Below are 12674 nucleotides of genomic sequence, written 5' to 3'. Positions count from 1 at the left end.
AGCCCGGCGCGCCTTTCGGCAGAGTATGCGGAGTGGCGCGCTCGCATTCCGGGTCCCGCAGGAGTGCAATGGACTGTGCCGCGTCCCTCCCGCCAGAGGGCGCGGCAGCTTCGTTCCCCGCCGGCACACCCACAGGGCTCACGCGCGGCACACCCACGTGGCTCACGCGCGGCATACCCACGGGGCTCGCCCGCGGCACCCGCGCGGTCAGATGCCGCGCATCTGGTGCACCTTGAGCGCGAGGGCGAGCTTGAGCCGCAGCTGGGGGTCGGTCGTGAACGGGCCGAGCATCTTCTCGAGCTTCACGATGCGATAGCGCAGCGTGTTGTAGTGGAAGAACAGCTGGCGCGCGGTCTCGGCGACGTTCATGTTGGTGTCGATGAGGATCGACAGGGTCCTGCGCAGGTCGGCGTTCTCGGCCGAGTCGTCGGTGGACAGCGGCCCCAGGGCCTCGTCGACGAACCGGCGCAGGTCGGCGCTGTCAGGGATCAGGGCGAGCAGCCGGAAGACGCCGAGGCCGTCGAAGTGCGTCACGGCGGAGTCGCCGTGCAGCTGCCGTCCGACACTGACGGCCGAGAGGGCCTCCTCGTAGGCCTGCGGCAGGTCGGCCACGGACTCGACGGGGCGGGAGACGCCGGTCGAGAAGGTGCGCCGGCCACCCCCGCCGATGCCGCTGATCACGCGCACGATCTCGGCGACGGTGCGCATGATCGACTCGGTGTCGGCGCCCTCGGGCACGCCGCAGAGGGCCACCACCTCCTGGCTGAACCCCATCACCGGGGCGCGGGGGTCACGGACGGCCATGGCCTGGTTCCAGGCGCGGGCGAAGCGCTCCTGCAGGACCCCCACCTCCTCCGGCGGCCGGGAGGAGTGCGCGTCGTCCTCGTCGGTCTCCGCCACGACCACCACGAGGCGGCGGTCGATGTCCCACCCGAGCGCCGCCGCGTGCGCCACGGCCTCGGTGGGTGTGCCGGCGCGTCCGGCCAGGGCGTCGCGCAGGAACTCGGCGCGGTACTTGCTCTCCACCGCCGAGACGGCCTGCTCCTTGGTGATGGCGAGCGCCGCGACGGTGGCCGCCCGCTCGAGGAGGTGGACGTCGTCGGCGGTCAGCGCGCGGTCGCCGACGAAGGCCGCCAGCAGGCCGTGGTTGAGGTTGCCGGCCGCGATCCGCACCATGGCGCGCCGCGCCTGGGGGCCGGTGCTCGGGCGGATGCCCACCGGCTCGTGCTCGGTGATCAGCCGGCCGGTGCGGTCGAAGCAGTCGAGGGACAGGGCGGCCCCCAGGTCGGCGTCGCTCCCGGCCTGCGCGATCACCCGGCCGTCGCTGCTGGTCACCATGGCCGCGCCGCCGAGGAACCCGGCCAGCCGCTGGCACAGGTCCTCGAGTCCGCCACCGGCCAGCACCACCCCGACGAGGATCTGGTGCGCCTCCTCGACGCGCTCGAGGATGCCCGACTGCTGGTCGAGGACCGCCCCGAGCACCTCGGTGACGACGCGTTCGGCCCGGACCGTGTGCGGGGCCAGCACGAGCGGGAGGCCGACCTCGGTCGCGCGTGCCCGCCACCGACCGACCTGCTTCGCCGAGCCCCCGGCGATGACCAGGGCCGCGGCGCCGTCGAGGGCGCTCTGCTCGAGCGGGTCCTGGCCGGCCGCCTCCCACGCCTCGACGGTCTCGGCGTCGCTGCAGACGAGGTGGTGGCGGGGGTCGGGTGAGGCGCCGAGCAGCGAGGCCCGCAGGACGCCGGGGAGCAGCCCGTCGGGCCCGTGCACCAGCTCGGTGCCGGCCAGCGACGGCAGCGTGAGCAGCCCGTCGAGGCTCACGCCGCCGACGAGGTCGCGGCTGGGCGCGGGCGCACCGACCGATGGCAACTCCGCGTCAACCAGGCCGCCATCCTTGGCAACATTCACCATGAGGTGACTGTAATCGCACTCGATAGCGTCGCTGCGTCAGTCGGGTGATTTCCGACGGGTCGAGGCGAGTACGCGGGAGGAGGTCGGCGATGACACGGTCAGCCGCGACCTGGCCGGCCGCCGTCTCCCTGCGGTCCGCCCGGCTCGTGCACGGAGCGCCGCGCAGCGCCACGGTCCTGGCGGTGTTCCCGACCGCGCTCTACCTCCAGGCCGGCGGGCACGCCGACGTCCTTCCGGTCGTGACGCGCGACGGCCTGCGCCTCCCGACCGCGCTCATGGTGGCCGCCAGGCTCCCGACGGTGGGCTGGGGAGCGCAGCCGGGCGACCCGGTCATGGTCGGCGGCGGTGACGTCCGGCTGCCCGGCGTCACCGTGCGGGCCGTCCGGACCTGGACCCCCCGGCCCGCGCCGCGCGCGGCCGACGGGGTGTGTGGACCCGACGGGCCCGACGGGGCCGACGGGTCCGAGGGGGTCGATGGGTTCGATGGGTTCGATGGGTTCGACAGCGGGCACCTCGCGACCCTGCCCCTGCCGTGGCGTCCGCCGGCCCGCGCGGTCACCGAGGTGCTCCTGCACGGCGACTGCACGCCAGCCGGCCTCGCCGGTCGGGTGGGCACGCTGGTCGGGGCAGGACCAGGACTCACGCCGAGCGGCGACGACGTGCTGTGCGGTGTGCTCCTCGGGCTGCGGCTGCACCGACGCGGCACCCCCGCCCTGGTCGACGAGCTCTGGCGCGCGGTCGAGCCCCGTCTCGCCACGACGACGAGCCTGTCCGCGTCGCTGCTGCGCGAGGCCGCCGACGGGTATGCCGCCGCGCCGGTCACCAGGCTGCTCGAGGTCCTCGCCTCGCTCGGCTCCTCCCGCCGCGATGAGCAGGGCACGGTCGCCGACGCGGTGCGGGCGGTGCTCGCGATCGGCCACACCTCGGGCGCCGACCTGCTCGGCGGTCTTGCCGGCTGCCTCGACGCCCTGGCCGCGCCAGACCTCGTGCTCGCCCCGGCAGCCGCCCCCGTGCCCGCCTCCGCCGCGACCCCCGTACCCGCCTCGACCGCGCCCCTCTTCCTCGCCCCGACCGCGACCCCCGCGACCCCCGCGACCCCCGCGACCCCCGTACCCGCCATCCCGAGGAGCCTGCCGTGACCGACCACCTCGAGGTGCGCAGCGGCGCCTACCACGACTCGGTGAGCCTGATGCAGGTGTCGCGGCAGGTCGCCGACGCGAGTGGGGTGTCGGCCGCGCAGGTGGCGATGGCCACTGAGCTCAACCTCGAGGTCATCGGCGCGATGGGGTTCGCCGTGCCACCGGGCGTGCAGCCCAACGACCTCGTCGTGGCCATCCGGGCCGACGACGCCGACGGGGTCACGGCGGGGCTGGCCGCCCTCGACACCGCCCTGGCGGGGCTGCGGTCGGCGGGCTCGGGTGCAGGCGGCTTCGGCGAGGCCCCGCCCCCGCGCACCCTCGGCCGCGCGGTCCGCGCCGGCGGCGCCACCCTCGCGCTCGTGTCGGTGCCCGGTCAGCACGCCACCGTGGAGGCGTTCGACGCCATCTCCCAAGGCGTCTCGGTGATGGTCTTCTCCGACAACGTGCCCGTCGAGGACGAGGTCCGGCTCAAGGACGCGGCCGCCGAGCAGGACGTCCTCGTGATGGGCCCCGACTGCGGCACCGCCGTCGTGGGCGGTGTCGCGCTCGGCTTCGCCAACGTCGTCGAACGCGGGCCGGTCGGCATCGTCGCCGCCTCGGGCACCGGGGCCCAACAGGTGATGGCGCTCCTCGATGCCGCAGGGGTGGGCGTCAGCCACTGCCTGGGCGTCGGGGGCCGTGACCTCTCGGCGGCGGTCGGTGGGCGATCCACCCGCCAGGCGCTCGCCGCGCTCGCGGCCGACGAGGCGACCGGGTCCATCCTCGTCGTCTCGAAGCCACCGGCCGCCGAGGTGCTCACCGCGTTGGAGGAGTATGCCGCGGGGGTCGGCAAGCCGGTCCACTGGGCGACGTTGGGGGCCGGGCGGCCCGACCTCACGGCCGCCGTCGCGACGTTCCTGCGCTCGCTCGGCCGCGAGGTCCCGGCCTGGCCGTCGTGGGAGCCCCTGCAGGTCGCTTCCTCGGAAGATCTGCCGGGCCAGGACCCGGGCGATCTTCCGAACCACGGGAGGTACCTGCGGGGTCTGTTCTGTGGCGGCACGCTGGCCGACGAGGCGATGCTCGTCGCCGCCCGGGAGCTGGGCGGCGCAGAGATCAGGTCCAACATCCCGTTGTCGCCGGAGCTGGCGCTCGGCACCGACCTGCGCGCCGACACCCACGTGGTCATCGACTTCGGTGCCGACGAGCTGACCCGGGGTCGGGCGCACCCGATGATCGACCCGACGCTGCGGCTCGAGCGGATCGCCGCCGAGGGCGCCGACCCGTCGTGTGGCGTGCTGCTGCTCGACCTGGTCCTGGGCCACGGCGCGCACCCCGACCCGGCTCCCGAGCTGGCCCACGCGATCCGTGATGCCCGGGCCGTGGCGACGGCGGCGGGGCGTGAGCTGCCGGTGGTCGTCTCGCTCACCGGCACCCGCGGCGACCCCCAGGGGCTGGACGCGAGCGGCGCCCGGCTGTCCGCGGCCGGGGCGGCCGTCCACCTCTCCAACGCCGAGGCGACGAGGCATGCGCTCGCCCTCCTCGGCGCCGACCACGACGGAGCGACCCGATGACCTCACCCCTGCGCGGGCTCCTGCAGGCCGATCCGGTGCTCGCCACGGCAGGAGCGTCGATGTTCGCTGACGCGTTGCGCGACCAGGCCGTCGAGGTGACCGAGACCGACTGGCAGCCACCGCTCGAGGGCACCGCACCCCACCTCGCCCGCGTGGCGGCAGACCCCCGCCGTCGGGAGGCGAACGAGCTGGCCTGGCAGCGGATGACGGCAGCGGGCGCGGACTTCGTCGACGTGCGACCGGCCAGCGAGGCGCTCGGGCTGGAGCGCGGGACGTTCCTGCACGCGGGCCCCCCGATCGAGTGGGAGCGGGCCTCGGGTCCGCTGCGGGGAGCGCTGATCGGCGCGATGCTCTTCGAGGGGATGGCCGACACGCCCGAGGCGGCCGAGGCGGCCCTTGGCCGCGGCGACGTCGAGCTCGAACCGTGCCACCACCGCGACGCCGTCGGCCCGATGGCAGGCGTCGTCTCGCCCTCGATGTGGGTCTACGAGCTCCTCGACGAGGTGCACGACCACACGTCGTGGTGCTCCCTCAACGAGGGACTCGGCAAGGTGCTGCGCTACGGCGCCTACGGCCCTGAGGTCATCGACCGGCTGCACTGGATGAACTCGGTGCTCGGACCGTTGCTGCAGCAGGCGATTCGCGCCGCCGGCCCGATCGACGTGAAGTCGATCATCAGCCAGATGCTCCAGATGGGTGACGAGGGGCACAACCGCAACCGGGCCGGCTCGCTGATGCTCCTGCGCGAGCTGCTGCCCACCCTGATCACCGCCGACGGGTCGGCGAGCGACATCGCCGAGGCGGTGCGCTTCTCCGGCGCGAACGAGCACTTCTTCCTCAACCTGGGTATGCCGGCGTGCAAGCTGTCGACGCTGGCGGCCGAAGGCATCCCGGGCTCGACGGTCGTCACCACGATGGCCCGCAACGGCACCGACTTCGGCATCCGGACCGCAGGCACCGGCGACCAGTGGTTCACCGGGCCGGCGAACACGCCCGAGGGGCTGTTCCTCGGGTCCTACGGACCTGACGACGCCAACCCCGACATCGGCGACTCGGCCATCACCGAGACGGCCGGTATCGGTGGCTTCGCGATGGCCGCGGCCCCCGCGATCGTGAAGTTCGTCGGCGGTGACGTGCCGCTCGCCCTGCGGGCCACGCGCACGATGTACGAGATCACGGTCGGTGAGCACACGGCATACCAGGTGCCCATCCTGGAGTTCCGGGGCACGCCGACCGGCATCGACGTCTCCGCGGTGGCGCGGACCGCGATCCTGCCCCAGATCAACACCGGCATGGCCGGACGGGTCGCCGGCACCGGGCAGGTGGGCGCCGGCCTCGTCACGCCGCCCGCCGAGTGCTTCACGCAGGCGATCGCCGCGCTCGCGGCGGCGGTGCCGCGCGCGGGGTGACGCCCCGCCGGTACGGAGGCGCCGACCCGGCGTGGCAGGATGGGCGACCGTGACGGCACGCATCCTCGACGGCAAAGCGGTCCTGGCGACCATCAAGGACGAGCTCCGCGGGCGGGTGGACGTGCTGCGCGAGCACGGCATCGTCCCCGGGCTCGGCACGGTGCTGGTGGGGGAGGACCCCGGGAGCCAGTGGTATGTCAACGCCAAGCACAAGGACTGCGCCGAGATCGGCATCACGAGCATCCGCCGCGACCTCCCGTCGACCGCGACGCAGGCCGAGGTCGAGGCCGTCATCGACGAGCTCAACGCCGACCCCGGCTGCACCGGGTTCCTCGTGCAGCAGCCGACCGGGCTCGACGAGTTCGCGCTGCTCTCGCGGGTCGACCCGACCAAGGACGTCGACGGCCTGCACCCCACGAACCTCGGGTGGCTGGTGCTCGGCAAGGAGGCCCCGCTGCCTTGCACCCCGGCCGGCTGCATCGAGCTGCTCCGCCGGTTCGACGTGCCGATCGCCGGTGCCCGCGTGGCCCTGGTCGGTCGCGGCATCACCGTCGGCCGCCCGCTCGGGCTGATGCTGACCCGGCGCAGCGAGAACGCCACGGTGGTGCTCTGCCACACCGGCACGCGAGACCTCGCCGCCGAGGTGCGGCAGGCCGACATCGTGGTCGCCGCCGCGGGTCAGCCGGGCCTCATCACGGCCGACATGGTCAAGCCGGGAGCCGCCGTGCTCGACGTCGGCGTGAGCCGGATCGTCGCCGAGGACGGGAAGTCGAAGGTGGCCGGTGACGTGGCGGACGACGTCGCCGAGGTGGCCGGCTGGGTCAGCCCGAACCCGGGCGGGGTCGGACCGATGACCCGCGCGATGCTGCTGTCCAACATCGTGGCGGCCGCCGAGCGCCAGCTCGCCGAGACCTCGGCCTGACCCGGTGACCGCTCCGCGCCTGGGCTGGTGGTGGGTTGCCGCCCCGGTGCTCCTGGCCGGTGTGGTCCTGTTCGCCTTCGACGAGGTGCGCGCGGCCGGTTACACGATCGCCGCCGGGCTGGGTCTGGCGGCGGTGCTGCGGCTCGTGCTGCCGACCGCCCGCAGCGGCGGGCTCGCCGTGCGCTCGCGGGGCGTCGACGTCGCCACGATGGCCATCCTCGGGGTCGCCCTCGCGTTCATCACCTCCGTGCTCGACCTGAAGCCGCGCGGCTGACTGCGCCGGGGGTCGTCCGCCGGGCTTCCACCGGGTCGTCCACCGGGCCGTCCGGCCCACGCGAGAGCGGCCGCCCCCCATGGGGGACGGCCGCTCTCAGGTCTGCCGTGGCGGAGGCCGTTGGCCCGGGTCAGCCGATCAGCCCGAGGCCGCGGACGGCGTCGCGCTCCTCCTCGAGCTCCTTGACGGAGGCGTCGATGCGGGCGCGGGAGAAGTCGTTGATCTCCAGGCCTTGGACGATCTGCCAGTCGCCGTTGCTCGTGGTGACGGGGAACGAGGAGATCAGCCCCTCCGGCACGCCGTAGGAGCCGTCGGAGCACACCGACATCGAGACCCAGTCGCCCTCGGCCGTGCCGAGCGCCCAGTCGCGGGCGTGGTCGATGGTGGCCGACGCGGCCGAGGCCGCGGAGGAGGCGCCACGGGCGTCGATGATCGCCGCGCCCCGCTTGGCCACGGTCGGGATGTAGGTGTCGGCCAGCCACGCCTCGTCGTTGACCAGCTCGGCCGCGTTGCGGCCACCCACCTCGGCGTGGAACAGGTCGGGGTACTGCGTGGCGGAGTGGTTGCCCCAGATCGTCATGTGCGTGATCTCGGTGACCGAGGCGCCGGTCTTGGCGGCCAGCTGGCTGATCGCGCGGTTGTGGTCGAGCCGGGTCAGCGCGGAGAAGCGCTCCTTCGGGATGTCGGGGGCGTTGCTCATCGCGATGAGCGCGTTGGTGTTGGCCGGGTTGCCGGTCACGGTGACGCGGATGTCGTCCGCGGCGACGGAGTTCAGGGCCTTGCCCTGGGGGGCGAAGATGCCGCCGTTGGCCTCGAGCAGGTCACCGCGCTCCATCCCCGGTCCACGCGGACGCGCGCCGACGAGCAGGGCGTGGTTCACGCCGTCGAACACCTTCTCCGCGTCGTCACCGATCTCGACCTTGGCCAGCGTCGGGAAGGCGCAGTCGTCGAGCTCCATGACGACACCCTCGAGCGCCTTGAGGGCAGGGGTGATCTCGAGGAGCCGCAGCTCGACGGGGGTGTCCGGGCCGAAGAGCGAACCGCTCGCGATCCGGAAGAGGAGGCTGTAGCCGATCTGGCCGGCGGCGCCGGTGACGGCGACCTTGACGGGAGTAGTGCTCACGGTGGGCCCTTCACTCTTGATGGGGGTGGCGACTGGTGGCGAGGGACGCTGGTCCTGAGGTCGCTGTCGAAGGTTGCTCTCGACGGTTGCTTCCCCGGGTGGTTGCTGAGGTTGCGGTCCCTGCGGCACCGACGCTAGCAGGGCTGCAGCGACCGCATCGGGGGTGGTTAGGGTCGGGGCATGCCGACGCCCGACTTCGTCCTGGCCCTGCGCGAACGGCTGGGGCACGACCTGCTGTGGATGCCGGGAGTCACCGCCGTCGTCCGCGACGGACGTGGCCGGGTGCTGCTGGCGCGGCGCTCCGACAACGGTCGCTGGGGCCTGGTCAGCGGCATCCTCGAGCCCGGTGAGCAACCGGCCGACGGACTGCTGCGCGAGATCGAGGAGGAGACCGGCGTGGTCGCCCGGATCGAGGCGCTGGCCGGGGTGTGGACGCAGCCCGAGGTCACCTACCCCAACGGCGACCGCGCGCAGTACGCCGACCTGTGCTTCCTCGCGCGCTACGACTCGGGTGAGGCGCGGGTCAACGACGACGAGTCCACCGAGGTGGGCTGGTTCGCCGTCGACGCCCTGCCCGAGGGCCTGGCCCCCAACTCGCGACGCAAGCTGGCGACGGCCCTCGCGTTCGACGGGCGGACCAGGTTCGAGGGCGACGGGTATGCCGCCGTGCCCGGCGGCCGTGCCTGCGTTGCGGGTGCGGCCGCACCCGGGCCGCTCGCGGTCCTCCAGCCGGGTGACGTGACGCTGCGCAGGGCCACAGCGGACGACGTGCGGGCCGTGGTCGCCCTGATCGCCGACGACCAGCTCGGGGCGAGCCGCGAGGACCCCCGGGACCTCACGGCATACCTGCGGGCCTTCGCGGCGATCGACGCGGACCCGTCGCAGCTGCTCGTGGTGCTCGACGACGGCGGCGTGGTCGTGGGCACCATGCAGCTGAGCTTCATCCCCGGGCTGTCGCGGGGCGGCGCGATGCGCGGGCAGGTCGAGGCGGTGCGGGTGGCGGCGAGCCACCGCAGCCGGCGGCTGGGTGAGCAGATGATCCGCTGGGCCGTGGACGAGTCGGCCCGCAGGGGCTGCGCGCTGGTCCAGCTCACGACCGACAAGAGCCGCGGCGACGCCCACCGGTTCTACGAACGCCTGGGGTTCACGGCGTCGCACGAGGGGTTCAAGCTGCGGTTGGACCCACCATGAGGGGGCGGGCCGCCGCCCTGAGGTGCGTGCGCCCCGGGTCCTGGTGGATGCGGGGCGCAGCAGTTCCCTCAAGTGTCAGTGTGCAGGCTTGTAGGCGATCTGGATCTGGATGGCCACGCCGGGAGGCGGCCTGAACCCGAAGACGGACGTGGCAGTCTGGTGCCCGGGCACCAAGTTCACCCCGGTGTCGTTGGCCGTGAGCGTCTCGACGTCGACCTGGCCGCGGAACCGGCTTGTGTCGACCTCGTCCGTGAAGAGCGTGGTCGGTCCGGCGCTCCCGGGTGCCACCCACCAGCGGGTGATCTCGGCCTTGACGCTCACCGCGCCGCTGAACTCACCGTGTGCACAACCCGCACCGTCGAGCTCTCCGGACGTAGCTCCGGTGACCGGGTTGCGGTCGAGCTCTGCCCAGGCCCAGAAACCCCCGAGATCGCTGCCACAGAAGGCCTTGGTGTTGCAGTTGTAGGACATCTCCAGCTGGTAGACGTCGAGCGAGCCGTTTCCGGTGGCCTGCGCGCCCGACGGGGCGAGTAGCAGGACTGATGCAACGCCGAGCGCCAGTGCGGCCATGCGCGCTAGTAGTCGTTTCATGGGCATTCCTCTGGTGATGAGACGGGCATGCCGCGTGCCGACGGCCCGTGGCAGGTCGAGTCGAGGTGGTGCGGACGCCTGGCTGGCCACCCACCACGGTAGGACCGCCCGCCCCCACGGGCCTCGGGCACGTTGCGTAGACGGTATGCCGCGTGGTCAGCAGACCACGCGGCATACCGCTCGCTCTGGAGAGGTCAGCGCAGGGCGGCCAGGGCCTCGTTGAAGGTCGCGGACGGACGCATCACCGCAGCCGTCTTGGCCTCGTCGGGGCGGTAGTAGCCCCCGATGTCGGCAGGGTGACCCTGCACCGCCAGCAGCTCCTCGGTGATGGTCGCCTCCTTCGCGGCGAGCGTGTCGGCCACGGTGGTGAACGAGGCGGCGAGCTCCGGGTCGGCGGTCTGGGTCGCGATCTCGTGGGCCCAGAACAGCGCGAGGTAGAAGTGGCTGCCACGGTTGTCGATCTGGCCGACCTTGCGGGCCGGACCCTTGTTCTCGTTGAGCAGGCGCTCGGTGGCCCGGTCGAGGGTGTCGGCCAGCACCTCGGCCCGCGCGTTGTCCGTGGTGGTGGCCATGTGGCGCAGGCTCTCCGCGAGCGCGAGGAACTCACCGAGGCTGTCCCAGCGCAGGTAGTTCTCCTGGACGAGCTGCTGGACGTGCTTGGGGGCCGACCCGCCGGCACCGGTCTCGAAGAGCCCGCCGCCGTTCATCAGCGGCACCACGGACAGCATCTTCGCGCTGGTGCCGAGCTCGAGGATCGGGAAGAGGTCGGTGTTGTAGTCGCGGAGCACGTTGCCCGTGACCGAGATGGTGTCCTCGCCCTTGCGGATCCGCTCGACCGAGAACGTCGCTGCGTCGACCGGTGCCATGACCTGGAGGTCGAGACCCTCGGTGTCGTGCTCCGGCAGGTAGGCGTTGACCTTCTCGATCAGGTTGCGGTCGTGGGCGCGCGACTCGTCGAGCCAGAAGACCGCCGGGGTCCGGGAGGCCCGGGCGCGCGTGACGGCGAGCTTGACCCAGTCGCGGATCGGGGCGTCCTTGGTCTGGCAGGCGCGCCAGATGTCGCCGGGCTGGACGTCGTGGGACATCAGCACGTCGCCGGCCGCGTTGACCACCTGCACGGTGCCGGCCTCCGCGATCTCGAAGGTCTTGTCGTGGCTGCCGTACTCCTCGGCCTTCTGGGCCATCAGGCCGACGTTCGGGACGGAGCCCATCGTGGTCGGGTCGTAGGCGCCGTGGGCGCGGCAGTCGTCGATGACGGCCTGGTAGACACCGGCGTACGAGCTGTCGGGGATGACGGCCAGGGTGTCGGCCTCGGCGCCGTCCGGGCCCCACATGTGGCCGGACGTGCGGATCATGGCCGGCATCGAGGCGTCGACGATGACGTCGCTCGGGACGTGCAGGTTGGTGATCCCCTTGTCGGAGTTCACCATCGCGAGCCGGGGGCCGTCTGCCAGGCCCTGGTCGATCGCGGCCTTGATCTCCGCGCCCTGGTCACCGAGCGCCGACAGGCCGTCGATGATCGAACCGAGGCCGTTGTTGGGGGACAGGCCGGCCGCGGCGAGGTCTGCGCCGTAGCGGGCGAACACGTCGGGCAGGAAGGCCCGGACCACGTGGCCGAAGATGATCGGGTCGGAGACCTTCATCATCGTGGCCTTGAGGTGCACCGAGAAGAGCACGTCCTCGCGCTTGGCACGGGCGATCTGCTCGGCCAGGAAGGCGTCGAGGGCCGCGACGCGCATGACGGTCGAGTCGACGACCTCACCCTCGAGGACCGTCAGGCCGTCCTTCAGCACGGTCGTGCCGGCGTCGGTCACGAGCTGGATGGTCAGGGTGTCGGCCGCCGGGATCACCACGGACTGCTCGTTGGACCGGAAGTCGTCCTGGCCCATGGTGGCGACGTTGGTCTTCGAGTCGGGGCTCCAGGCGCCCATCGAGTGGGGGTGCTTGCGCGCGTAGTTCTTGACCGCGGCGGGAGCGCGGCGGTCGGAGTTCCCTTCGCGCAGAACAGGGTTGACGGCGCTGCCCTTGACGCTGTCGTAGCGGGCGCGGGCGTCGCGCTGCTCGTCGGTGGTCGCCTCGTCGGGGTAGTCGGGCAGCGCGTAGCCCTTCGCCTGCAGCTCGGCGATGGCGGCCTTGAGCTGGGGGAGGGACGCCGACACGTTGGGCAGCTTGATGATGTTGGCTTCGGGGGTGGTGGCCAGCTCACCGAGCTCGGCGAGGGCGTCGCCGATCCGCTGCCCCTCGGGAAGCAGGTCGTCGAACGCGGCGATGATCCGGCCGGACAGGGAGATGTCGCGGGTCTCCACGTCGACACCGGCGGTGCCGGCGAACGCCTCGATCACCGGGAGGAAGGAGTAGGTCGCCAGCATGGGCGCCTCGTCGGTCAGCGTGTAGATGATCTTGGCCATGGAGGCGACTCTCTCCTGAGGTGGGGGTCCGGGTGTCGGGCTGCGAGGACGGTGTTCAGGCTATCGGCCCGACGGGCCACCGTCCTCGGTCGTCACCACAGTATCTTGATATCAAGATACCTGCGCAAGCCCCGCAGGCAGCAGGCCCCCACCCGG

Annotated in this window: 10 protein-coding genes; 6 read left to right on the top strand and 4 right to left on the bottom strand. The window is 72.8% G+C overall.

Translation table 11 applies throughout. The features are described from left to right. Nucleotides 1-207: 207 nt before the first annotated feature. The gene (locus ABD262_RS18770) at nucleotides 208-1911 is read right to left on the bottom strand and encodes a PucR family transcriptional regulator (RefSeq protein WP_344139527.1); all 1704 of its coding nucleotides are present in this window, start codon (nucleotides 1909-1911) and stop codon (nucleotides 208-210) included. Nucleotides 1912-2000: 89 nt separating this feature from the next. On the opposite strand from ABD262_RS18770, the gene ABD262_RS18765 reads away from it, so the two are divergent. From ABD262_RS18765 to ABD262_RS18745, 5 genes are read left to right on the top strand one after another with little or no spacing between them, the layout of a single operon-like run. Then, entirely contained in the window at nucleotides 2001-3050 is a 1050-nt protein-coding gene (locus ABD262_RS18765; protein WP_344139524.1) for an oxamate carbamoyltransferase subunit AllH family protein, read from the top strand. Beyond that, nucleotides 3047-4600 (top strand): AllF/FdrA family protein, encoded by a 1554-nt coding sequence (locus ABD262_RS18760; RefSeq protein WP_344139521.1) that lies wholly within the window; start codon nucleotides 3047-3049, stop codon nucleotides 4598-4600. The genes ABD262_RS18765 and ABD262_RS18760 overlap by 4 nt, the downstream gene beginning before the upstream one ends. After that, complete coding sequence (locus ABD262_RS18755) at nucleotides 4597-6009, top strand: YlbE family protein (RefSeq protein ID WP_344139519.1); 1413 nt, start codon at nucleotides 4597-4599, stop codon at nucleotides 6007-6009. Before ABD262_RS18760 ends, ABD262_RS18755 begins: the two co-directional genes overlap by 4 nt. A gap of 49 nt (nucleotides 6010-6058) precedes the next feature. Next, nucleotides 6059-6931, top strand: coding sequence for a bifunctional methylenetetrahydrofolate dehydrogenase/methenyltetrahydrofolate cyclohydrolase (locus ABD262_RS18750; RefSeq protein ID WP_344139516.1), 873 nt, complete (start codon nucleotides 6059-6061; stop codon nucleotides 6929-6931). Nucleotides 6932-6935: 4 nt separating this feature from the next. Continuing rightward, nucleotides 6936-7205, top strand: coding sequence for a DUF3017 domain-containing protein (locus ABD262_RS18745; RefSeq protein ID WP_344139513.1), 270 nt, complete (start codon nucleotides 6936-6938; stop codon nucleotides 7203-7205). Between the two features lie 130 nt (nucleotides 7206-7335). On the opposite strand, the gene ABD262_RS18740 is transcribed toward ABD262_RS18745, so the two are convergent. Further along, nucleotides 7336-8328 (bottom strand): malate dehydrogenase, encoded by a 993-nt coding sequence (locus ABD262_RS18740; RefSeq protein ID WP_344139510.1) that lies wholly within the window; start codon nucleotides 8326-8328, stop codon nucleotides 7336-7338. A 180-nt stretch (nucleotides 8329-8508) separates the two neighbouring features. On the opposite strand from ABD262_RS18740, the gene ABD262_RS18735 reads away from it, so the two are divergent. Further along, nucleotides 8509-9519 carry a GNAT family N-acetyltransferase gene (locus ABD262_RS18735; protein WP_344139507.1) on the top strand — a complete coding sequence of 337 codons (1011 nt, stop codon included), beginning with the start codon at nucleotides 8509-8511 and terminating at the stop codon, nucleotides 9517-9519. A 75-nt stretch (nucleotides 9520-9594) separates the two neighbouring features. Here ABD262_RS18735 and ABD262_RS18730 read toward each other — a convergent pair whose 3' ends face one another. Next, nucleotides 9595-10089: a hypothetical protein gene (locus tag ABD262_RS18730; RefSeq protein WP_344139504.1), complete on the bottom strand. Its 495-nt coding sequence runs from the start codon at nucleotides 10087-10089 to the stop codon at nucleotides 9595-9597. Between the two features lie 215 nt (nucleotides 10090-10304). Beyond that, nucleotides 10305-12518 carry an NADP-dependent isocitrate dehydrogenase gene (locus ABD262_RS18725; protein WP_344139501.1) on the bottom strand — a complete coding sequence of 738 codons (2214 nt, stop codon included), beginning with the start codon at nucleotides 12516-12518 and terminating at the stop codon, nucleotides 10305-10307. Nucleotides 12519-12674: the final 156 nt, after the last annotated feature.

It is taken from the genome of Pedococcus bigeumensis, assembly GCF_039531795.1.
In the GTDB taxonomy this organism is placed as follows: domain Bacteria; phylum Actinomycetota; class Actinomycetes; order Actinomycetales; family Dermatophilaceae; genus Pedococcus; species Pedococcus bigeumensis.
The sequence above is the reverse complement of the archived record's forward strand: the minus strand, read 5'-3'. Positions and strand labels throughout refer to the sequence as shown.